Genomic DNA, 21,791 nt, shown 5'->3' with positions numbered 1-21,791 from the left:
AATTTTGAAAAAGCAGCTGCTTGCGCAGACTGCTTTTTCGTTTAGGTCATTTACTTCGTAGATTGAAACCATTCATTTGCTGCGGCTACCATATCGGCTCCACCTTCGGCTCTCCATTGAGCCAAGAATTGATCGTAAGCATCAATCGGTTTCGCTCCCGAGATGAATTGCAGCACATTGTCATCGAGCATGGTCGACAATTTCAGCTGGTTTTTGGATACGGCATCAATAGGCGGAGCTGTCGACATAGGATCTACAACCATAATTCCTTCGGCATTTTTCTGATACTCTTCGAAATGCGCCTGAAGAACAGGATCTTTACGTACACGTGCTTGCCAGTAGATCGGATACTTTTCTTCATCTACCCCGGTTAGGAAGTTGCTTGCATTATTCAGTTCATCGTTAAATATCGGCAGAATCGGATAGTATTTCTCATCCTTAACTTCATGGTGTACGCCTTCCTTACCAAGCGCTATGCCTTTAAATGTCTCAGGCTCCAACTTCGCATTGAGGAAATCCATGGCAGCTTCCTTGTTCTTCGAAGATTTCAGGATAGCCACATACCAAGTTGTATTCGTTTTAACTCCAATAGCAGCCTTACCATCTTTGCCCTTCAGGTAAGGGATAATGGATGTTTTTGCTTCCGGGAAATTTTTCGTCAGTGCCTCAATCGTTGTCCCAGCGCTCCACCAAGGCAGTTCATACATCGCAGCTTTACCACCCGAAAATTTTTCAATGGATTTCTGTGCGGTATTAATCGGAGTCTCGGTATCAAGCAATCCTTCTTTGTACAGTTTGTTCATAAAAGTAAGATATTCTTTCATTTCAGGCAGTTCAGCCCGATGCACCAATTTGCCATCGACTTCCTTCCAATCGGTGAAAACGCCAAATGTTGCGGCAATGTTGCCATAGATAGCTGGAGCCTTATTGCTCACTGTGAGTGGAATAACATTCTTCTTCTCTTTAATTGTTTTAAGCACATTGTAAAGCTCATCGGTGTTTGTAGGTGTAGCTAGGCCTAATTCATCCATCCAATCCTGTCTGACCACCAGTGCCTCGCCGATGCTTACGCCTGCCCCTGTCTCTGGGATACCAAAGATTTTCCCGTCGATCGTTGCACTGCCAAAGGACTCTTGTTTTATGGATTGTTTGATATAATTCCCATGAGCTTCAAGAAGCTCATCGATCGGCTCGAGCGCTCCCGCAGAGGCCAGATTGTAGAACTGGAGTGCATTCAATTTCACCAAATCATAGTTATCTTTGCTGGATACGAGCAGGTTCAGCTTCTCATCCGCGTTCTCGGCCGGCAGCAGTTCGTACTCCACATTGAATCCGGTTCTTTCCTGGATGTACTTAGCCACGTATTCGGTCTTCGGATCAAACAATCCATATTGCATGATCATGCGCAGACCCGGTTTCTCGGCCGTAGTCCCACCGTTCCCCTCGTCTTTTGGCGTGCTTGCCGGTGTATCCGTCGGCTGAGCGGCCGGCGTATCCGTCGTGCCGCCTCCCCCGCCGCCGCATCCGGACAGCGCCAGTGTGAATCCGAGAATCCCGGCCAGTACCGCGGATTTTTTAATCTTGATCATGGATAACCCTCCTTGTGATTGAGAAATTCAATGAATTCTGCCATCTGAGCAATACGAAGCGCATCACCACCTTTATAAAGTAAGGTCGGATGACCCTATCCTTTAACCGAACCTACCAGCACGCCTTTGACAAAATACTTTTGCAGGAATGGATACACCAGCAAAATCGGGATCGTTGCCAGCAGGATCGAGGAAGCTTGAATGGACTGCGGCGTTGCGTTGATCGCGGCGTCGACATTATCCTTCAGGAAGTCCCCGCTGGAAGAAACCAGCAGTTCCTTCAGGTACAGCTGCATCGGTTTGATTGCCGGATCGGTAATGTAGATCATCGCCGCAAAATAGTCATTCCAGAAAGCGACTGCAAAGAACAATCCAATCGTTGCCATGACGGGAAGCGAGAGCGGCACAATGACCGAGACCAGGATCCGGATATTCCCCGCGCCGTCCAGCTTGGCGGACTCCTCCAGCTCATCCGGAAGCCCCTCGAAATAGTTTTTAATGATGAGCATGTTGTACACGTTCACCATTGCCGGCAGGAATAACACCGGGAAGGAGTTCACCAGATTCAAATTCTGCATGAGCAGGTAAGTCGGAATCAGTCCGCCGCTAAAGAGCATCGTGAATACGAAAATCAACAGCAGCCCTTTTCGTCCCCGCAGCCGGTATTTGGACAACGGATAAGCCGTCAGCGTGGTCAGGAACAAACTGCAAGCTGTTCCGATGATCGTCAGAAAAATGGATACCTTGAGCGAATTCAAGAACATGGAATCCTGCAGCACATACTTGTACGTTTCGAATTGAACCCCGACCGGGAGCAGTCCAACCTGGCCCGATATGACGGCTCCCTCGCTGCTCAAGGATTTCGCGATCAGGTTCATGAAAGGAAGCAGGGTCGTTAAACCCATCAAGATGAAAAAAGCATAATTGAATACCGAGAAGCATTTTTCCGAAAACGATGTTTGGATGACACCTCGGGTGGTGTTTGTTCCTTCCAAAGCTTTTTTGTGATCCATTTGCGCCACCCTTTCTTTACCAGATTCCGCGCTGTAAGTATTTTCTGCTCATGGCATTGCCCATGATGACCAATGTGAAGGATATTACGGCTTCGAACAAACCAACCGCTGTCGAGAAGCTATAATCCTGGTTCCCGAGACCCTGCCGGTATACATAGGTTCCGATGACATCCGACACCTGGTACACGACCGGATTGTACATGACGAGAATCTGTTCCGTTCCCGCTTCCAGCACGTTTCCGAGACGCAGGATGAACATCAGGACAATAATCGGGGCGATCCCCGGGAGCGTAATGTGCCACAGCTGCTTCCATCGTCCGGCCCCGTCGATCTTCGCCGCTTCATACAGCATCGGGTCGATCATTGTAAACGCTGCCAAATATACGATCGTGCTCCAGCCCGTTTCCTTCCAGCCTGCCGAGGTGATCAGCACGCCTCGGAACACGCTGTTATCCAGGAAAAACGCAATCTGCTCCATGCCCAGGGATACCAAAACTTTATTGACGATTCCTCCGTTCGTTGAGAGGATATCGATAAACAATCCGCCAACAATTACCCAGGACAGGAAATGCGGCAAATAGATGACGGTTTGCACCGTGCGTTTAAATACCATATTCCTCAGCTCATTGAGCATCAGGGCGATAATGATGGGGAGCGGAAACAAGATCACGATTTTCAGGAAGCTGATGATGACCGTATTTTTGAATACCTGAGCAAAATCCGGTGACGTGAACAGCTTCTCGAAGTGCTTCCATCCCACCCACGGGCTGTCGGCAAATCCGGTGAAGATGTTGAAATCCTTAAATGCGATCGTAATGCCGTACATCGGCGTGTATTTGAACAGTAAAATGAACAAGATGCCCGGTACGAGCAGCAGATAAAGATCCCACTCTTTCCATATGTCCGACCCTAAGCGGCCCCAGTACCCTCGTTTTTTCTTCATCTCTCTATACGGTGCCGGCGATGGTTCTATCGTGGGTTTCATCGACTCGTCTCCCCCTTTCTATTGATTCAATCTCCTTGGTTACTACAAATTGTAATTCCCGGAGGAGGGACTGAGTAGGCGAGGATCATTACTATTTATGGTAATATGATGTTGTGTTGAGGCATGGACGTCAGTAAATGTGCCATGAGGTTGCGGCGGGTGTTTCATGCGATGTTAACTTGTGAGGATCGGCGAACCGTTGCCAACCGAAATTCATAACTGAAATTCAAACCCTTTGCTTTCAAAACTCCTAGGACCATTTGCACCTTTTGAACCCACATCGAAAAAGAGGATGGTTCAGCACTCCGCATGCGGATTGTTCTTCCGATCCCTGTTACCCCCGGATTTCTTCTGAATGGATAGATAAAGTGGAAATCCAGGGATGGCTTATGCTTCCGAAGCTAGCTTTCCAGAGGAAAGCTTTCAGGGGACCGCTGCCGCTTCTCCAGAACAATTCCGCCTGCTCCGTTGAAGCTTGCTCAAGAATGATGTTGGCATTCGAAGCACGGCGTTGCCCTGCTTCGTCGCCATAGCGAGGCCTCGTCTGCTCTGCACCGACCTTGGCCTCCGTACACCACCCCCAACCATACCGCGCGGGTGATTACTTCCGTCCTGCCGATGGTTTAGGCTGGGGGTAATAGCAAACGAGCCGTTCGGGATGGATGCCCCGAACGGCTCGTTTGGTTAGTTTATGTACTGCGCAGGCTCTGCCGCGCTGCGCTTCCCCTCTCCCCCCACCCAAAGGGGAGGAGGCTTTTGGGTGGTTTGGACCCTCACCGAACCAGCGGAGCGGGCGAATCGATTCCGGAAAAACGATAGTGGTCGCCTTTGGAGCCGAATTTCTCCCTCTGTAACATCCAATCCAGGAAATTCGGCGTCAACAACGATTGGAGGAACGATACGACCGCGCAGCGGACTTTCACATCTCTCCCTTCCCCAACCCAAGGGGGGAGGCTTTTTGGGTGGATTGAACCCACGCGGACCAGCGGAGCGGGCGAATCGATTCCGGAAAAACGATAGTGTTCGCCTTTGGAGCCGAATTTCTTCCTCTGTAACATCATTCCAGGAAATTCGGCGACAACAGCGATTGGAGGAACGATACGACCGCGCAGCGGGCTTTCAATCTCTCCCTTTCCCCAACCTCAAGGGGGAGGCTTTTGGGTGGATTGAACCCACGCGGACTAGCGGAGCGGGCGAATCGATTCCGGAAAAACGATAGTGGTCGCCTTTGGAGCCGAATTTCTTCCTCTGTCATCATCATTCTGGAAATTCGGCGACAACAGCGATTGGAGGAACGATACGACCGCGGAGCGGCTTTCAGGTGTGTAAAGCAGTGCCGTACAGCCTCTCCCGCATCCTCACCCCTTAAACTCCCCCGGACTCACACCCCAATACTTCCGAAACACCTTGGTGAAATAACTGACATCGCGGTACCCGACCAGCCGGGCGGCATCGTACACCTTGAGTCCCTCCTGCAGCAGCGACTTGGCGCGCTCCATTTTGCGTTCCAGCACATAGGTTGAGAAGACAACCCCCATTTCCTGCTTGAACAACCGGCTGAGGTAGGAAGAATTGACGTAGAGCCGGTCCGCCACCGTATGCAGCGTAATTTCCTGGTCCATCTCCTCCTCGAGCAGGTTCAGAATATCCTTCACCACCTGATTGCTCGTCGTTTTCCGCTGCTCGCTCATAAAGGAGACGATATGCTTCACCGTTCGTTCCAAGAGCGACCAGGTTTGCATTTTGGTGCTCAGCAGCCTGACGTTATGAAAATATTCGATATCCTCACCGACGACTCTTTTTACTGTCCAGCCCTGCTTCTGAATCATCCGGGTAAAGAAGCTGTTCATGTATAAAACCGCCTCATGAAATTCATCCGAGGATTCGGATCTGGAGAAGGCTTCTTCCCATAACCCCTTCAGCGCCTCTTGGGCTTTCGTTTCATCCGCCGTTTCCAGAGCAATCTCCAGCGTCTTCTCCAGATTCTGCTGCACGATCACGCCCTGGATATCCCGCCTCAGCTGTTCACGGTAAGGAATCGCAAGATCGTGTCCGTACACGACGCGGTCTTGAAGCGCCCGGCAGGCTTGCGCATACAGCAGGCTCATATCTTCAATCGCGCCGATCGAAGCACAGATGCCGGCACTTGCCGTTAACTTCAGCACTTCCTTCGTCTGGGAGAGCAGCTTGGATACATCCGCATTCAGTCGCAGCATGGCCTCCTTGGCTTCCTGGTTTTCCTCCACGATCAACACCATCAGCAGCATATTGCCTGAATCCGATGTGATCCAGCGGGAAGGATGGGACAATAGCTCCTTGGCCAGGCACTGCATCGTAAACTGCAGCAGCTCGACATCCCCCCGTTGAAACCGGGTCTCATGCTCCGGCAGCGGGTCCAGGTCCACCACGGCCACCGCAATGCGGTCGTCCTCCTTCAACGGAATATATAGTTCCTTGCTTTTGCTAAGAACGTCCTGTTTGGTATATTTGCCGCTCACCCACTGGATAAAAAAGAGATTTTGCAGGTGCGGAAGATTGTCCTTCCATTTCTGTTCCAACGCCGCCTTACGCTGCCACTGCTCCAAATCCTCCCGCAGCTGCTGCCTCGCTTCAAGCACCGCTTCGAGAATATCCTCCTCGCCGGCAGGCTTCAATAAATACTTGGACACCCCGTATTCCAGCGCCAGCTGCGCGAACTCGAAATTATCATGCCCGCTCAGGATGATCATTTTCGTCAATCGACTGATGTCCTGCCGGCTTCGCAGCTCGCCGAGGAGCGTCAGTCCATCCATTTCAGGCATCTGCACATCGATCAGCATAATATCCGGTTTCTTCCGGCTTACAAGCTCAAGGGCTTCGATGCCATTGGACGCCATACCGACCACTTCAATTCCATGCTTGTCCCAAGGGATATTGTAAGCCAGTGCATTACGCAGCCGGGGTTCGTCTTCTACAATCATGAGATTCATTTATGTCCTCCCCTTTTGAGCGATCTATATATGAATACCTACTTCAGGTTAACTTCCTTGCAGCGATCCAGCGGAATGGAAATCGTGACGGTTGTGCCTTCGCCTGAGACACTGTGAACCGTGAGTTGGGCTTCCCTGCCATAATACAGCTTCATTCGGCTCAGCACGTTCCGAAGGCCGAACAGATCCTTTACATGGTCCTCATCCTGAGAAGACGCCACACTGCGGGAACCCATCATCTCCAGCTCATGCTGGATATAACGCAGCCGTTCTTCCCCAATCCCCGGCCCGTTATCCTGTACGCTAATGACCACGGTCTGCCCCTTTTCGATCCGGCTGGATATGACCAGGCTCCCACCTGAGGATTTACCCTCCATGCCATGAATGATCGCATTCTCCACCAAAGGCTGGAGCAGGAGCTTGAGGAGCGGAACGTCCTTGCTCTCTTCCGATATGTGATAATCCACGGTGAAATTGTCCATGAAACGAAGCTGCTGAATTCGTAAATAGTAGTGCAGATGGGTGATGCTCTCCTCAATCGTGAACACCTGCCTGCCCTTGTTCAGGCTCAACCGGAAAAACTTCGACAGATTCATCACCATCTCGCTGATCTCATCCGCATCGTAGTTTTTGGCCGTCCAATAAATCGAATCAAGGGTGTTATACAGAAAATGCGGGTTGATCTGGGATTGCAGAAACTTTAGCTCCGTTGTCGTTAATCGCAGCTGCTGCTCATAATGATCCTCGATCAGATGCTTCTGTACGACGGCCATCTTGTTAAACGACTGAATGAGAAAGCCGAACTCGTCCTTCCGCTTGGTATCGACATGAATATTCAGCTCCCCGCTGCTGAGCCGCTTCATCCCGCGCGACAATTTCAACACAGGGGAGGCAATTCCGCTGTAAACCACCCATGAAATAATGATGGCCAGCAGGATGCTCAGCCCGATGATCGCAACCGTGAACAGGCGCAGCTGATCCGTCTCTTCGTACAGCTCGCTTTTCGGCTGCACCAGCGCGAGGCGCCATGCGGAGTAATCCGAGTCAATCGCTACGGTCATATCCTTGTGGGAAATGTTATCCTCGTATTTTCTGCCTGTCTCCACCACCACTTGTCCCTTTTCGTTCAACAGGGCGATACGACTGTTCTCGGAGGGAAGCAGCGTCTTGATGATATTTAACAGCTTGCTCTTGTTAAAAGACACCACCAGCAGATTCGACTGCCGCTCGCTGTTGTACAGATCCATGGCCCGGATTAAGGAGACGCTGTCCGTATTCGTCATCTGGCCAAAAGTGATGCCCTCCGCCACTGGGGATTCCGACATCACGTAGGAAATCCCCGTTCCGTTCCTCCGGGCAGCTTCAACAAGCCATTCCCGCTGCGTCTCACCCGTCAGCTCTTTGACGCCATAATGAGTAGAGATTAACCTGCTGGACGCCGGATGATACACCGAAATTTGGGATACAAACCGGTTCACCGAAACGGAATTCAATAACTGATCCAATATATCCGAGAAATCCACGATCGAATAAGGGGAGAAGTTGGTGCTGTTTTTGTTCAGCAGCTCATTCATTCCAGGGTCGCTTGCAATCAAGGTGGATATTTCCTCCACGTTTTGCAGAGCTAGATCAAAATGATTCATCGCTGACGAAAGCGCCATTTCCGTCCGCTCGACCGCCTGTTCATACAGAATATCCCGGGACCGTTCCACCGCAAACAGGCTGATGATGACCAGTGGCAGCAGGATCAGCAGAAAATAACCGGTCAAGCGGGTTTGAATATTTTGCGAAAACCGATCCCGGACCCAGCGAATCAACGCCATCATTCGAGTCCCCCCTCTTTTGGCGGCCGACATCATTGTTTGGAGTACCATTCATTCACTTCCTTCGTGATTTCATCTCCTCCTTCTTCCTTCCACCTCTTCACATAGTCATCGAAGGCATCCAGCGGTTCCAGCCCCATAATGATCTTCGTAAACACGTCCTCCAGATTTTTAAGCTTATTGCTGTACTTCGTCATGGCAGGTGTGGGAACTCCGTAGAATGCGTTAGGAACGATATGCTGATTAATCATTTGCAAGTTGTTGTATAGATTGAAATCGCCTAGGGAGTCAAGCCGCTCCTTAAACAGCAGTTGGTCCGGCACATCAACAAGCGACTGGTAAATGCCACGGTACAAATGCTTGTCGTGAAGCGCAAAATCCGTAACGATCGCCCCGTCCTCCCAACGCCAGATTTCGTTCTCGAAGCCGAGCTTCAGCGTCTTATAGTCGCTGGCGATAAAGTCCAGAAACTTAATCACTTCGGCTGCTTTCTCCGATTCAGCGGGAATGACATTGTAACCGCGGATAATATCCTTGCCTTCTACCCCTTTAAATCCGTCCGGTCCCGTGGGATACGGAAGCGGCATCCATACAGCCTCCGGGTCTTTGCTCATATTGGCCGCAATCGGCCCCCGCGTGTCGTACCATGCTGCGGAGAAGAGGCCCACCGTGCCATTTTCTATCTTCTCGAACAGATTATTTTGCAGGTTTAAAGGAAACTCCCGATCGAGCAGCTTCTCCTGATACAGCTTGGCAAAAAACGCGAGGGTTTCCTTCGTTTCAGGCAGAATGCTTCCGTTCACCAGCTGCCCGTCCCGTTCAAACCATGTATTCCGCTGCGTTCCGAAGGCGCCGAAGAACGGGGAAGACCTGCCTAATTTCGATGTCAGGGTAAGGCCGATCGTATCCTGCACGCCGTTGCCGTCCGGATCATCGAGCGTAAAGGCGCGGATGACTTCGTAATATTCGTCCAGTGTTTCGGGCGGCTCCAGGCCAAGCCGATCAAGCCAATCCTTTCGGACATACATCAGCTCTGCCCCAGTCACCTCATTCAAGCTCGGAACCGCGTAGATTTTACCGCCATATCGAACCCGATCCCAAACCTCCGGCGGAATCTTCTCCTTTAGATGGGGACCATACTTGTCGATTAACTCATCCAGCGGCATAAATGCCTTTTGCTTGACATAATTGTCGAACCAAACTGGTTCATACGTATGAAGCATATCCGGCAAGTTGCCCGAGGACATAATGACATCCAGCTTCTCGTTGTATACCTCAGGCGGCGGAAGATTAACTCCGATCTCAAGCCCCGTGCGCTCTTCAATGTAATTCAGATACGGATTGTCATTCTCGTCCATCCCGGCAGGGAACGTCATCCCGAGACTGGAAATGACGATGCTGATGGATGCGCTTTTCGGTTGATTCTCCAGCGGATGGTCATCCTTAGGGCCTGTACTGTTACACCCAGCAGCAAGGAGCAGCAGAAATACACAAACGGGAAGCAATAGAACGTTACCTTTAAGCAGCCTTGACACCTTTCGATTCCCATGTTGAAAAAACTCATCATTACAGGCCTTGTTCATCGGCATATGTCCTCACTCCCTCAGCTAGTAAGCTAATATTACTATATAACGATTTATGGCGAGTAAGATCACCTTTATAAATCATTCTGTAATGATTTGCGGCTTCCTTCACCCGGGACAAAAAGAAAAAGAGCCGCCCCCGGTCATTCCCAAACCAGGGGCGGCTCGATCTTTAGCAAAAACATTCATCCTAACATCAGGTCAATTAGAACAACGCTACTTCGGTTCCTCTTGGTCGCCGCCATCCTTCAGCAGCGGAACCTCTTTGCGCTCCTCTTCCGATTGCACTTGAATCACCTCGAACGTACGGCCACAGTGGGCACAGAACTTAGCGTTCATAGCGGAGCTGTTCCCACAGCCTCTGCATACCTTTTCATCCGTAAGATTGGCGATATGAAGCAGATTTTGTTCGATTTCAAAATTCAATTGATGAATCTTGGCCACGTAGCTCTGAATACTCTCCTGATCAGGCGGCCACTTCCCAGCTTCGGTTGAAGCAAATTCAACCTTGCCGATTTCCAGAAGCTGCTCATCGATGTCGCTTTTTTTACCGTTGTTTTGCAGCTTTAACCGATTGATCTCCACCAGTGTTTTGGCTTTGTTTCCGGCGTCGGACACACCTGCCTTAAATTTATCAAAAAAACTCAAGTATGCTCTCCCCTCTCTGTTCACCCGTTTGAAGGAGTATTTATTTTATTCCTATAAGGAGATTCTAAGAATTTTATCATGATCGGTATAGTTCACGCCAGCACCAAGGCCCCTTGCAAACACCTGAATCGGAACATAAGTCACGCCGTCGATCACTTTGGGAGCGACCGTAACGGTTTCCGACTTGCCGTTGTAATAGACGGTTTTGCTGCCCATCGTAAGTGTTATTTTATGATTGCCTCTTTGCACGCCAATGGTGGCAGCTTCGCGATTCCAGGTAACCTCGGCTCCCATTCCTTCAGCGATTTCCCGCAGCGGTACCAAATTGATGTTGTTATACACTAACGGCTCACTCTCAAACTTCACCACGCTGCCGTTAACGTAAACTTTAAGTCCGGACTTGGCATAGGCCGGAGCTGCCGGCTTCGGCACAGTGGATTTTGTTGTACTATTCTTCGATGATTTGGCCTTAGGCGTGGATGAAGATGACTTGCTGCCTGAAGAGCTTCCTCCGCCGTTATGATAATGGTACTCGCCATAGGACAGACCCCAGCGTTCACAATTGGTACGGCAGGTATGCCCTCCGTTGGCATCTGTTCTTCCCGGATGAGCCGAAACGACCGAGCCTGACACAAGTAATAAAGCGATGGTGCAGCACAGCATTTTTTTCTTCATATCTAACATTACCCCCTGGTATAATATTCCTCCACTACATTCTAGCATATTTCTTATATAGCAGATGGACATATAGGAGTTACCTAATATAGAAGGAAGACGGTTACCATGTTGATGATCGCTTGCCTTGTTTCATTTTCACCCCCCGCGTTTATTCGTTACATATAACGAAACCTTTTGTGCCAAAATATTGCCAGAAAGGAATGAGACCCTAATGAGCAAAAAGAAACCTGAATATGACGGACAGTTCCCCGGCGTAGACCCTATTCCCGAGCCCGACCGTCCGAATCAAGCCGCAACCGATAAACTCGACGATCTGGTCCTTGGCATTTTGGAAGATAAAGATGAATCGAAAGTTGATATCAATCCCGATACGGAAAATTACGATAAACTTCGCAAAAAGTAAGACAAGTCTCGCTTCAATATAATGTAAAAAATGAAATTGATCTGTAAAAGTGTTCAAAAATAATTTATCGTTCTCATTTTGAGAACGATTATTTTTATGTTATGATTAACATAGAAGCTTGGGACGAAGGGGGAGTAACCGTGAACCGTTTCTTAAAAACAGCAAGAATTCTTTGGATGCTGGTACTTGTTCTGGTTACGGCATTTGCCCTTTACATTCCCGTCCAGGAGTACTACAGCAGCGAAACCCATGATGAGCGGTATGTATACAAGCACGACCATCATCTGAAAGCGGCTGTTCTGAAACACTCTCAAATTCTCTCCAAACTTAAGGCAGCCGGCAATACCTTGCCGCTGTTCTTATTGATGTCGGCCGTTCTTATGCTGCAGGCTCCCAAAACACGTCTGCCGTATCGGCCGATCATTCCGCTTCGGCTCCGGCTTTTATTACTATTCCCCATTAAATACACATCGAAGTTCGTATAGTATCCTCCCCTTTTTCGCATTCAAACTGACTGCGGTTTCTTAAATTCGCCAATTTTTCATCTCTCATGCAACCCTACCCTCAACCTGTGATGATTGACGTATGCACATAGGTTTATTAAAAACGGTGCAATTTCATCCTGAATGGATTGTTTTATTTGGCTTCGTATATTTTTGATATCCGTGTGATCGGTCTGCAAAAAAAACTAAAAGTGTATTTTTAGGAGGATTTTAACCTATGCATGTTCGCGAAACAGATTTGCCCGGAATTGGTAAGAAGTTCGTCATCGATACCCGCGGTGGCGATAAACTGGTCATTATCATTCATGACGACGGCCGCCGTGAAATGTACCATTATGAACATGACGATCCGGACGAAAGCATCTCCATGATTTCCCTGGATGATGATGAGGCTCGCCAAATTGCTGCCATCGTTGGCGGTCTCACTTATAAACCTAAGGCGCTGGAAACCATCGACATGGCACTGGACGAATTGATTATCGAATGGTACCGCATCGAGCCCCACTATTACGGGGCAGGTAAATCGATTGGTGATTTGGGCGTACGCCAAGCCTCAGGCGCAACCATCATTGCGACAGTTGATAAAAACAGTAAACAAATCAATCCCGGACCTGACGTTATCATTACACCGGACTCGACACTCGTCGTTGTCGGTGAGCGTCAACAACAGCGGCTATTTAAACAAATCTTGATGAACGGACGTGGTTGATGAATGGATCATTTGGTTTTAGAAGTTGGACTGGCGATTGCTCTGATCGCCTTGGCGGGGTTGCTATCGGCTAAACTCCGGTTTTCCGTCGTCCCTTTCTATATTCTGATAGGGATGTCGGTAGGGCCTCATGCTTTTCATTTTGGATCATTCGATTTTCGTTTTATAGAAAGTGCTCCGTTCATCGACTTTATGGGTCGAATCGGCGTACTGTTCCTTCTGTTCTATCTTGGCCTCGAATTCTCGGTCGGCCGGTTAATCAAATCAGGGAAGTCCATCGTTGTTGGTGGCAGCATCTATATTGCCATTAACTTTACGCTTGGGCTGATGATCGGGATCTTTTCCGGATTCCCCGTGGCGGAAACACTCATTGTTGCGGGAATAACCACCATCTCCTCAAGCGCTATCGTAGCCAAGGTGCTGGTTGACCTGAAAAGAACGGCGAATCCCGAAACTGAAATGATTCTCGGTATTATCATGTTCGAGGATGTATTCCTGGCTGTATATATCTCTATTCTCTCCGGCCTCGTATTAAGCGGATCATCATCACTGGGCGGAGTACTGATATCTGCGGTGATCGCTCTCGGATTTATGCTGCTTGTCCTCATTATTGGCCGTAAAGCCGTACCGCTTCTGAATAAGGTATTAAATATACGGTCTAACGAATTGTTTGCCTTGGTTGTTTTTGGCGCGTTGTTCCTGCTCGCAGGATTCGCCGAAACGATTCATGTTGCCGAGGCCATCGGCGCTCTGCTCGTCGGGCTCGTCCTGGCTGAGACGGAGCATCGAGAACGCATTGAGCATTTGATTTTACCATTCCGTGATTTCTTTGGAGCCATATTCTTCTTTAGCTTCGGTTTAACGATTGTACCTTCCGAGCTTGGCGGAGCTGTGTGGTTATCGCTGATCGCCGTTGTCATCACGCTCCTTGGTAACTTTATTGCAGGTATGCTTGCAGGACGCAGTGCAGGATTGTCCTCCAAAGCATCCTCCAATATCGGTCTGACCATCGTATCCCGCGGGGAATTCTCCATTATTCTCGCTAATATGGGTAAAGCGGGCGGACTTGCAACCTTCATCCAGCCGTTTGCAGCCTTGTATGTGCTGATACTAGCTATACTCGGACCGCTGCTGACCAAGGAGTCCAAGCACGTCTATAACTTCTTAAACAAAATATTTAGATTTAAAGATCATAAGGAGAAGAAACCGGTTAAACCGAAGCTAAAGGATGAAAGTGCCAGCGGATAAAGGAGGGTACATTGCCTATGGTTCAAGCCCCGGTTCGGGTAACGAACGGTCCACAAGAGGCCGTAAGTAAGGCAAGTACACGAAGAAGGATGAGCATGGCTGCCATCGGAGGCCTGATCGCGGCGTTCGGTTTAGATTTATTTCTAGTTCCTAGCGGCATCATCGCGGGCGGCGTAACGGGAATCTCTGCGCTCGCTTCGCATCTGACGGGGCTTCATACGGGCATGTTTCTGTTTGCATTAAACCTGCCTCTGCTCCTGCTGGTCTACCGTAGGTCCAACCGGGAAAAAGCCGTCATTGCCACCGTCGGGCTGCTTACGTTTTCCATATGCTCGATCCTGTTCTTTCCGGTTCCCGCACTCATCGACAGCAACATCGGGAGTGCAGGCATCGGCGGCATTTTCCTTGGGCTGGGCATCGGTATCGGCCTTCGTTACGGCGTTGTCCTGGACACACTGCAAATGCCCAAGATTCCGCAGCAGCTATCGCATCTGCTAACCCGCCTAAAGCTGCCGTACATCCATGTCATGGTCAATTCATTCGTACTGACATTGGCAGGGCTGCTTCTCGGGTGGGAACGAGCGATGTACTCTGCGATCGCATGCCTGATGGCGCTGGAGACCGGACGTATTACGACTTCAAGCCTTCCGCTTAAACGAGAGGTCCGGATTCGCAGCGTAAGCACAGCGGAAATCAGGCAGAGCATGAAAACCATCATGGGGTATGAATCCCAAACTGCTAACGCTAAAGATGACTCTACGCATGACGGTGACACCATCGGTTCGACGCAGCTGGTTTATCGGGTTCACATTCTGGAGATGCCCAGGTTCAAATCCATCGTGAGAAACCTGGATCCGAATGCCGAGATTACCATCATTCAGAAGTAAGCTTCTCTTTCCATGTAAACAGGCCGGCTAAGGGTTCACCCTAGCCGGCCGGTTTTTTTAAGATATCAGAAAGTATAGACTCCGAAGCTTAGGCCTTCCTGATATCGCAAGAAAAACATCCCGTCTTCTGAGAAAGTACGTCGATAGACGTTTTTTTATGAAATCCCTGCTATTTACGAAACTGCTGGATCAGAAACAGAATCAACGAGCCCACCACGCTGATGACGAGGCAGGTTACGATCGGGAAATAAATTTTGACATGGGGTTTATCCACCACGATGTCGCCCGGCAGCCGGCCGACAAATCGTCCAATGACAGGCCAGAGCAGCCCAATCACGATCAGAGCGCCGCCAATCCATAATAGAGCCCGAGTTACAGGATGCACGATACGGTCACCTCATTCATCATATCAAACATGAAAACACGCAGGTTTTCTTTGTATCATAATGGATTTAAGGTGCCGCCTGCAAGGTCAGGCCCTTCCTATCGACCGAGCGGTCATCCTTTCACCGCCCCCGCTGTCATCCCGTCGATAAAATACTTCTGGAAGGCCATGAACAAAATAAAGATCGGAATGATCGAGAAGAAGGAGCCGACAATCAATAAATCATAGTTGTTCCCGTAAGGGGTCAAGAGCGTCTTTAATCCGATCGGAAGGGTATACTTGCTATCGTCGCTGAGCACCATGAACGGCCACAGAAAATTGTTCCAGCTGTTCATGCCGTTCAGGATCGCCATGGCAGCGAAGGATGGCTTCATCACAGGCAAGATCAGCCGCACATAAATTCCATATTCCGTCGCGCCGTCCACCCGCCCTGCCGCAATCATTTCTTTTGGAACCCCTCTTAAATACTGCCTGAAGAAAAAGATCGTAGCTGCGCTTGCGATTCCCGGCAGCACAATCGCCGAGTATGAATTCATAAGGCCAAGGTTGTACGTCAGGGAGTATAACGGAAGAAGAAGAATTTCAAAAGGAACCATCATAATCAGAAGCACGCAGATAAACAAGAAGTTCTTGCCGATGAAATCATAGGCTGCAAACCCATAGGCAACGGTTGCGCTGACCAGCAGGGTTAACGTAACCTGAACCACCGTGAGGAGCAAAGAGTTAAAAAACCACATAAAGTATGAATGATCGCCCGTAAACAGGTATGTGAAATTGTCCAGGCTCATCACCGTCAGGTCAAATTTCAAATTCAGCCCATACCGGATCAAATCCTCCCCGGGTTTAAAGGAAGCGATGGTGACGGCATAAAAAGGCACCAGGATCAGAAAGCAAAGTATGGAGAATAAAATGAAGAGGATGATTTTGATCAGCGTTTCTCTTCTCATTCTCAATCCTCCTTCTTGAACATGCCGGAGAGTGTCAGCTGTGTAAGATTAATGATCATGGTAATCGCCAGCAGCACGATCCCTACAGCGGCCGCATAACCCAGATTGTTCTTCTCAATGCCTTGACGGTACAAGTAACCGACAATGGTGAGGCCGATATTTTTCGGGGAGTTGTTGCCGTTCCAGAGCATCATGCTCTCAATAAACATGGCAAGCCCCGCATAAATGCTGATCGTTAACACGTAAATCGTGGTTGGCTTCAACAAAGGCATCGTGATTTTGGTGAATTTCTGAAAGGCCGAGGCCCCGTCGATGGATGCCGCTTCATAATATTCGCCCGGGATGTTTTTGAGCCCCGATAAAAAATAGAGCATATTGACTCCCGTCCACCGCCATGTGGCAAGAGCCACCAAAGCAATAAAACCGGTAACCTGTCCCTTCAGAAACTTCACTGGGTCGATCCCGAACCATCCTAGTAGACTGTTGATGAGTGAACCTTCCATCTCGCCGAACATCAGCCGAAATATGGTGCCTGCGACAACAACCGACGTCAGTGCCGGGAAGAAAAAGGACGATTTAAAAAACTCTCTTCCCCACATAAACTTATTGTTAATCAGGACCGCGAACAGCATCGGAAACGGAATCAGGATCAGGAGCGTCAGGATCATGTAAATCGCGCTGTTCGTGACCGCCTTCAGAAAGACGCCGTCCCCCATCAGCTTTCCGTAATTAGCTAAACCGATCCAATCCGCTTCCTGCCCCAGCTGCGTCTTCTGAAAGCTCATGCCAAACGAGCTGCCCAGCGGTAATACCCAGAATATAAGGAACACCAGAATAAACGGCAGAACAAACACGTAAGGAGCAACCTTTTGCGAGTACAGAAATTTTTTAATCATGATTCTACTCCTTTAATGAGAGCCGCTCATTAACGGTCCATGAGCAGCTCTTTGTTTTGGTACCCTATGAGCGAGTGTCATTTTAATTCCTGTTCGATTTGTTTCTGGGCATCGTTCAAAGCTTCGGTAATGTCCTTGCCATCCTCAAAAATCTCGTTGAAGGTCGTAGTGCACAGAACGTTGTTGATGGTAGGTGATGCGGAGGTCGATTTGATTAAGCGGATTTCATCCCGGATCTCATTCAAGACATCAAACGGGTTATTGACAAAATACTTGACGAACTGATTCTCGGCATTGTGCGTAACATCCTTCATATCCCAAACGTCCATATTGACCGGATCGAATCCAAGCGTGTTCCAGATCTCTTTATTGGCATCCAGGGACAGCTTGGCAAATGCCAGAAAGTCTTTCGCCAGCTGTACGTCTTTTGCGGTCTTGGTAACGACCGTGCCGGTGCCGCCGCCGCCAACCGATCTCGGCATTCCTTCTTCAATGACCGGAATCGGCGCAATGGCTATTTTCCCGGACAAGTCGGACATGTAGTTGGTGTATCTGGACATTTGCCACAGCGGCATGAAGGCCGTAGCGTAATTTCCTGCATTAAACTCTCCATAGGCTTCTTCGGTATCAGGCTGGCCGCCGGCAATGGTTGCTATGACATTGTTATCCTGCAAGTCCTTGAGCAGCGTCATGGCCTTCACCATCGCTTCCGAATTCACGATCGGATTGCCGGATTCATCCGTCAGATCCGCGCCTTGCTGCGCCAATAGCATGGAGGCTTGCCAGGCTGCGCTTGTATCGGCTGTTCCCATGTACTTGCCTGTTTTTTCATATACCTGGATACCGGCCTGCTTAAAGTCCTCCCAAGTCACGATATCCTGATAGTTAACGCCGGCCTCCTCCAAAATCTCGGTATTATAAAAGGCAACGGATGCACCCACATGGGTCGGGATGCCGTAATTCACATCTTCCTTGCTGTATAGGTCAATTCGGGATTTAACGATGGTGTCACGGAATGGATCAATGACGTCATTGAGCGGTTCCAGCTGCGGCGTGCCGGACAGGAAATCCGGAAATTTCCCAAGCTCGATATCCGCAATGTCGGGTGCCCCCGTCCCCGATTGAACCGCGATGGATAATTTGTTATGCATGTCGTCATACGGCATGACCGTCACATTCAGCTTAATCTGGCGTTCGGGATTCTCGGCATTCCACTTGCCCAGCATTTTCTCGAAATGCTGTCCATGCAGCTCGACAAACGTCCAATAAGACAGCTCCGTAGCGCTTTCCCCGGCCCCTCCATCCAGAACCGAGGTTTCACCGCCGGCATTGTTCGATTTACCGCACCCCCACAGAAACAACGTCATACATAACACCATGAATACAACCATCCATTTTTTCATCATCCTACTGGACCTCCCCTAATTTTCGTTCATACAAACCTACACTTCAAAAATCGGTACTTCTGCTATCCCTCCAGAAATAAAGCGCTTTCATATTAGGTGTAATTTGATATGAGTTTGGGAGATGGGGCAGTCCATGGTGAGGACTGCCCCCTGTTTTTCCTTAAGCTTTTTTCAAGCGAATAACGTTCCATGATGCCTTGGCCAGCCTTGCGGTAACCATACCGTTATCGAGTTTAGCCCCGCCCTGATGATGAGGTTTCACTCTCTCCTCGGATGCGGTATTCACCGCTTTCAGATCCTCGTGCTCCATCACGATATGCTCCAGCAGCCGGTAGCCTTCAAAGCTGCGCACATCGCATTCCAGCTCCAATGCTTCCTCCAGATGACGGTTCACGGCAAAAATCGTAATTTCTTCATCCTCTTCGTTATGAACGACCGCGCTGTCCAGATACGGAACATCGGTAAAATCCTTGGAATCATACTTCGGTGACTCGACAATCGGCAGCAGCGATACGCCACGGCCATATTTCGAAGCGTGAAGATACGGATAAAAGATGGTCTGCTTCCATGAACGACCGCCGTTCTCGGTCATAATCGGCGCAATGACGTTTACGAGCTGTGCCAGGCAAGCCATCTTCACCCGGTCTGCGTGGCGCAGGAAGGTAATCAGCATGCTGCCGACAAGAATCGCATCCTCGAAATTATACACATCCTCCAGCTGAGGCGGAGCGATGCTCCATGGATCAATCTGTCTGTCGGCGTCATTGGAATGATACCAGACATTCCACTCGTCGAAGCTGAGATACATTGTCTTTTTGCTGCGTTTCTTGGCCTTGATGTAATCACAAGTGGATTTGACCGTATGAATAAAGTGATCCATATCCAGAGAAAGGGCCAGATAGTTGGCGGTATCGTTATCACGGTTACCGTAATATTGATGCAGCGATATGTAATCAACCGCCTCGTACGTATGATCCAGCGTCACGGCTTCCCATTCAGGGAATGTCGGCATCCCCGTGCTCGAGCTTCCGCATGAAACCAGTTCGATGGTCGGGTCGACAAGCCGCATGGCTTTTGCCGTCTCCAGCGCAAGCCGGCCGTATTCAATCGAGGTCTTGTGTCCGATCTGCCAAGGTCCGTCCATCTCGTTGCCAAGGCACCAGGTCTTGATCTTGTGCGGTTGTTCATAGCCATGACTGCGCCTTAGATCGCTCCAGTATGTACCTCCGGGATGATTCGTGTATTCCAGCAGATTTCTGGCGGCGTCGATCCCACGAGTACCGAGGTTCACGGCCATCATAACGTCAGAGCCCACTTCCTTAGCCCAGGAAATAAACTCATTTGTGCCAACATCGTTCGGCTCCAGCGTCCTCCAGGCCAGTTCCAGCCGTTTCGGCCGTTCGGCTACAGGACCTACGCCATCTTCCCAGTTATAGCCTGATACAAAATTCCCGCCGGGATATCTTATAATCGGGACATCCAGTTCCTTGATCAATTCCTTCACGTCGTTACGAAAACCACCTGCATCCGCAGTTTCATGGCCGGGCTCGTAAATCCCGCCATATACAGCGCGGCCTAGATGTTCAATGAACGAGCCATAAATACGGTTATCAACTTGCGCGATCCGAAACGACTTATCCACGATCATTCGTGCTTTCAATTTCTCAGCTGCCAAGTCCTTCACCTTCCGTTGATATAATTATGAATCAATTCAAATAACATTGAATGAATTCGTTTTCAAATATAAAATATCATATGAAGCACACTCTGTAAATATACAAATATAAAATGATTTATATAAATTAGAAATGAATTGATTTTTCAACTGAAAAGGCACTTAATTCTGGTCTGAAAAACAATTTTCTTCTGTTTTCTGAGTTATTCCTTTCATAATAATTTCAAATAAAATGATTTTCAGTATTCAAATTCTTATTTTATCTGTGAATTTTTCGAAGAATTAGATGACATCTTTATTTAGCGCACAGATTGATTTATAATTATTTGAAATAAACCTCTTTACCTATACCATCGTTATATAAATCCTTTAATCGGAAGAAGGTTCGAGATAAGATGATCTACATTAAAGATTTAATGAGCGGGCTTGATATCTTTAAAGCGCTCAGCTCGGAAATTCGCATTCAAATTCTGGAGCTGCTGGCCAAGAATCAAAGTCTGAACCTCAACGACCTCGCCAACAGGCTGAACCTCAGCAATGGCGCTATCACTATGCATATCAAGAAACTGGAAGATAGCGGCCTGATCGAAATCAATACCACGGGCGGGAAGCATGGCATTCAGAAGATCTGCTACCTGAACAAAGATACCTTGATGGTTGATCTTCGCAGCAAGGATATTGATAACTTGTACGAGGTGGAAATTCAGGTTGGCCATTACAGCGATTACCAAGCGATCCCGACCTGCGGGCTTGCGACCAAGGACAGTATCATCGGAGATTTTGACGATCCGCGCTATTTCGCCGATCCGGAACGGATCAACTCGGAGATCATCTGGCTTACCGAAGGATTCCTGGAATACCGGATTCCGAATTATTTGAAGTCCAACCAATCGTTCCGCGAGATTCAATTCTCCTTAGAGCTTGGCTCTGAAGCGCCGGGACATTGCGACAATTACCCATCGGACATTTTCTTTTACGTAAACGGGATCGAGATTGGCAGCTGGACAAGTCCGGGGGATTTCGGGGACAAACGCGGTACCTTCAACCCCGAATGGTGGCCGCCCCACTTGAACCAATACGGCATGCTGAAGCTTATTCGAATTAATAAGGAAGGCAGCTTTATCGATGGATGCCGCATCTCGGATGTCGGTCTGGACCAGATTCAGCTTGATTACAAGAGCGAGCTCACCTTCAGGATCGCCGTTAACGAGCGATCTGTTAATAAACGGGGCTTAACCATTTACGGCAAACATTTCGGCAACTACAGCCAGGACCTGTTAGCTCGCGTGCTGTATGATGTGAAGGAAGGATAAGAGGAAATGTCTTGATATGGCGGGTATCGCTGGATTACAAGCCTCACGCCAACAAGAATCGATTTATTTTGATTCGTCTGTTTGAGTACTTTGAGACACACGGGACACATAGGAATTCAACAAAAAGGGGC

20 protein-coding genes are annotated in these 21,791 nt (G+C 49.0%); 6 read left to right on the top strand and 14 right to left on the bottom strand.

What is annotated here, in order from left to right; genetic code table 11:
- Nucleotides 1-50: 50 nt before the first annotated feature.
- The 9 genes from PAEVO_RS00660 to PAEVO_RS00625 form a co-directional block, all read right to left on the bottom strand.
- On the bottom strand, nt 51-1,589 hold the full coding sequence (locus PAEVO_RS00660) for an extracellular solute-binding protein (protein WP_100535836.1): 1,539 nt from the start codon (nt 1,587-1,589) through the stop codon (nt 51-53).
- Nucleotides 1,590-1,684: 95 nt separating this feature from the next.
- Nucleotides 1,685-2,602 (bottom strand): carbohydrate ABC transporter permease, encoded by a 918-nt coding sequence (locus tag PAEVO_RS00655; RefSeq protein ID WP_076320516.1) that lies wholly within the window; start codon nt 2,600-2,602, stop codon nt 1,685-1,687.
- 16 nt (nt 2,603-2,618) lie between these two features.
- Nucleotides 2,619-3,545 (bottom strand): ABC transporter permease, encoded by a 927-nt coding sequence (locus tag PAEVO_RS00650; protein WP_100539276.1) that lies wholly within the window; start codon nt 3,543-3,545, stop codon nt 2,619-2,621.
- An 815-nt stretch (nt 3,546-4,360) separates the two neighbouring features.
- On the bottom strand, nt 4,361-4,648 hold the full coding sequence (locus PAEVO_RS33405) for a hypothetical protein (protein ID WP_133120291.1): 288 nt from the start codon (nt 4,646-4,648) through the stop codon (nt 4,361-4,363).
- 297 nt (nt 4,649-4,945) lie between these two features.
- Complete coding sequence (locus tag PAEVO_RS00645) at nt 4,946-6,556, bottom strand: response regulator transcription factor (RefSeq protein WP_100535835.1); 1,611 nt, start codon at nt 6,554-6,556, stop codon at nt 4,946-4,948.
- 38 nt (nt 6,557-6,594) lie between these two features.
- The gene (locus PAEVO_RS00640; RefSeq protein WP_100535834.1) at nt 6,595-8,382 is read right to left on the bottom strand and encodes a sensor histidine kinase; all 1,788 of its coding nucleotides are present in this window, start codon (nt 8,380-8,382) and stop codon (nt 6,595-6,597) included.
- 29 nt (nt 8,383-8,411) lie between these two features.
- Nucleotides 8,412-9,968: an extracellular solute-binding protein gene (locus tag PAEVO_RS00635; RefSeq protein WP_100535833.1), complete on the bottom strand. Its 1,557-nt coding sequence runs from the start codon at nt 9,966-9,968 to the stop codon at nt 8,412-8,414.
- A 210-nt stretch (nt 9,969-10,178) separates the two neighbouring features.
- Nucleotides 10,179-10,610 carry a zinc ribbon domain-containing protein gene (locus PAEVO_RS00630; protein ID WP_100535832.1) on the bottom strand — a complete coding sequence of 144 codons (432 nt, stop codon included), beginning with the start codon at nt 10,608-10,610 and terminating at the stop codon, nt 10,179-10,181.
- A 51-nt stretch (nt 10,611-10,661) separates the two neighbouring features.
- Nucleotides 10,662-11,285: a copper amine oxidase N-terminal domain-containing protein gene (locus PAEVO_RS00625; RefSeq protein ID WP_100535831.1), complete on the bottom strand. Its 624-nt coding sequence runs from the start codon at nt 11,283-11,285 to the stop codon at nt 10,662-10,664.
- Nucleotides 11,286-11,499: 214 nt separating this feature from the next.
- On the opposite strand from PAEVO_RS00625, the gene PAEVO_RS00620 reads away from it, so the two are divergent.
- The 5 genes from PAEVO_RS00620 to PAEVO_RS00600 all read left to right on the top strand — a co-directional run bounded on the left by PAEVO_RS00620 (nt 11,500) and on the right by PAEVO_RS00600 (nt 15,038).
- The gene (locus PAEVO_RS00620; protein WP_100535830.1) at nt 11,500-11,691 is read left to right on the top strand and encodes a hypothetical protein; all 192 of its coding nucleotides are present in this window, start codon (nt 11,500-11,502) and stop codon (nt 11,689-11,691) included.
- Between the two features lie 101 nt (nt 11,692-11,792).
- Nucleotides 11,793-12,176, top strand: coding sequence for a hypothetical protein (locus PAEVO_RS00615; protein ID WP_243390603.1), 384 nt, complete (start codon nt 11,793-11,795; stop codon nt 12,174-12,176).
- 235 nt (nt 12,177-12,411) lie between these two features.
- Nucleotides 12,412-12,903: a cation:proton antiporter regulatory subunit gene (locus PAEVO_RS00610; protein WP_100535828.1), complete on the top strand. Its 492-nt coding sequence runs from the start codon at nt 12,412-12,414 to the stop codon at nt 12,901-12,903.
- Nucleotides 12,904-12,906: 3 nt separating this feature from the next.
- Nucleotides 12,907-14,151 carry a cation:proton antiporter gene (locus PAEVO_RS00605; protein ID WP_100535827.1) on the top strand — a complete coding sequence of 415 codons (1,245 nt, stop codon included), beginning with the start codon at nt 12,907-12,909 and terminating at the stop codon, nt 14,149-14,151.
- 17 nt (nt 14,152-14,168) lie between these two features.
- Nucleotides 14,169-15,038 carry a YitT family protein gene (locus tag PAEVO_RS00600; protein ID WP_100535826.1) on the top strand — a complete coding sequence of 290 codons (870 nt, stop codon included), beginning with the start codon at nt 14,169-14,171 and terminating at the stop codon, nt 15,036-15,038.
- A gap of 169 nt (nt 15,039-15,207) precedes the next feature.
- Here PAEVO_RS00600 and PAEVO_RS00595 read toward each other — a convergent pair whose 3' ends face one another.
- The 5 genes from PAEVO_RS00595 to arfA form a co-directional block, all read right to left on the bottom strand.
- Nucleotides 15,208-15,423 carry a DUF2905 domain-containing protein gene (locus PAEVO_RS00595; RefSeq protein WP_071223055.1) on the bottom strand — a complete coding sequence of 72 codons (216 nt, stop codon included), beginning with the start codon at nt 15,421-15,423 and terminating at the stop codon, nt 15,208-15,210.
- A 113-nt stretch (nt 15,424-15,536) separates the two neighbouring features.
- Entirely contained in the window at nt 15,537-16,370 is an 834-nt protein-coding gene (locus PAEVO_RS00590; RefSeq protein ID WP_100535825.1) for a carbohydrate ABC transporter permease, read from the bottom strand.
- 2 nt (nt 16,371-16,372) lie between these two features.
- A complete protein-coding gene (locus PAEVO_RS00585; RefSeq protein ID WP_098742633.1) occupies nt 16,373-17,266 on the bottom strand; it encodes a carbohydrate ABC transporter permease in 894 nt (297 codons plus the stop codon).
- 77 nt (nt 17,267-17,343) lie between these two features.
- Complete coding sequence (locus PAEVO_RS00580; RefSeq protein WP_100535824.1) at nt 17,344-18,672, bottom strand: ABC transporter substrate-binding protein; 1,329 nt, start codon at nt 18,670-18,672, stop codon at nt 17,344-17,346.
- Between the two features lie 160 nt (nt 18,673-18,832).
- Complete coding sequence (arfA, locus tag PAEVO_RS00575; RefSeq protein ID WP_207797490.1) at nt 18,833-20,320, bottom strand: arabinosylfuranosidase ArfA; 1,488 nt, start codon at nt 20,318-20,320, stop codon at nt 18,833-18,835.
- A gap of 422 nt (nt 20,321-20,742) precedes the next feature.
- Here arfA and PAEVO_RS00570 point away from each other — a divergent pair, with 422 nt between their 5' ends.
- Nucleotides 20,743-21,660, top strand: a complete 918-nt coding sequence (locus tag PAEVO_RS00570; protein WP_100535822.1) for an ArsR/SmtB family transcription factor — start codon at nt 20,743-20,745, stop codon at nt 21,658-21,660.
- Nucleotides 21,661-21,791: the final 131 nt, after the last annotated feature.

It is taken from the genome of Paenibacillus sp. GM2FR (assembly GCF_002803325.1).
GTDB lineage: Bacteria > Bacillota > Bacilli > Paenibacillales > Paenibacillaceae > Paenibacillus_AQ > Paenibacillus_AQ lautus.
Note: the sequence above shows the minus strand (reverse complement) of the source record. Positions and strands in the feature narration are given on the sequence as shown.

What these genes read in the sequence shown, in the direction of transcription:
- PAEVO_RS00600 (WP_100535826.1), top strand. Translation starts at nt 14,169, where the DNA reads ATGGTTCAAGCCCCGGTTCGGGTAACGAACGGTCCACAAGAGGCCGTA.
- arfA (WP_207797490.1), bottom strand. Translation starts at nt 20,320, where the DNA reads ATGATCGTGGATAAGTCGTTTCGGATCGCGCAAGTTGATAACCGTATT.
- PAEVO_RS00580 (WP_100535824.1), bottom strand. Translation starts at nt 18,672, where the DNA reads ATGATGAAAAAATGGATGGTTGTATTCATGGTGTTATGTATGACGTTG.
- PAEVO_RS00590 (WP_100535825.1), bottom strand. Translation starts at nt 16,370, where the DNA reads ATGAGAAGAGAAACGCTGATCAAAATCATCCTCTTCATTTTATTCTCC.
- PAEVO_RS00640 (WP_100535834.1), bottom strand. Translation starts at nt 8,382, where the DNA reads ATGATGGCGTTGATTCGCTGGGTCCGGGATCGGTTTTCGCAAAATATT.
- PAEVO_RS00570 (WP_100535822.1), top strand. Translation starts at nt 20,743, where the DNA reads ATGATCTACATTAAAGATTTAATGAGCGGGCTTGATATCTTTAAAGCG.
- PAEVO_RS00650 (WP_100539276.1), bottom strand. Translation starts at nt 3,545, where the DNA reads ATGAAGAAAAAACGAGGGTACTGGGGCCGCTTAGGGTCGGACATATGG.
- PAEVO_RS00615 (WP_243390603.1), top strand. Translation starts at nt 11,793, where the DNA reads ATGATTAACATAGAAGCTTGGGACGAAGGGGGAGTAACCGTGAACCGT.
- PAEVO_RS00620 (WP_100535830.1), top strand. Translation starts at nt 11,500, where the DNA reads ATGAGCAAAAAGAAACCTGAATATGACGGACAGTTCCCCGGCGTAGAC.
- PAEVO_RS00655 (WP_076320516.1), bottom strand. Translation starts at nt 2,602, where the DNA reads ATGGATCACAAAAAAGCTTTGGAAGGAACAAACACCACCCGAGGTGTC.
- PAEVO_RS00625 (WP_100535831.1), bottom strand. Translation starts at nt 11,285, where the DNA reads ATGAAGAAAAAAATGCTGTGCTGCACCATCGCTTTATTACTTGTGTCA.
- PAEVO_RS00660 (WP_100535836.1), bottom strand. Translation starts at nt 1,589, where the DNA reads ATGATCAAGATTAAAAAATCCGCGGTACTGGCCGGGATTCTCGGATTC.
- PAEVO_RS00585 (WP_098742633.1), bottom strand. Translation starts at nt 17,266, where the DNA reads ATGATTAAAAAATTTCTGTACTCGCAAAAGGTTGCTCCTTACGTGTTT.
- PAEVO_RS00645 (WP_100535835.1), bottom strand. Translation starts at nt 6,556, where the DNA reads ATGAATCTCATGATTGTAGAAGACGAACCCCGGCTGCGTAATGCACTG.
- PAEVO_RS00605 (WP_100535827.1), top strand. Translation starts at nt 12,907, where the DNA reads ATGGATCATTTGGTTTTAGAAGTTGGACTGGCGATTGCTCTGATCGCC.
- PAEVO_RS33405 (WP_133120291.1), bottom strand. Translation starts at nt 4,648, where the DNA reads ATGATGTTACAGAGGAAGAAATTCGGCTCCAAAGGCGAACACTATCGT.
- PAEVO_RS00635 (WP_100535833.1), bottom strand. Translation starts at nt 9,968, where the DNA reads ATGCCGATGAACAAGGCCTGTAATGATGAGTTTTTTCAACATGGGAAT.
- PAEVO_RS00610 (WP_100535828.1), top strand. Translation starts at nt 12,412, where the DNA reads ATGCATGTTCGCGAAACAGATTTGCCCGGAATTGGTAAGAAGTTCGTC.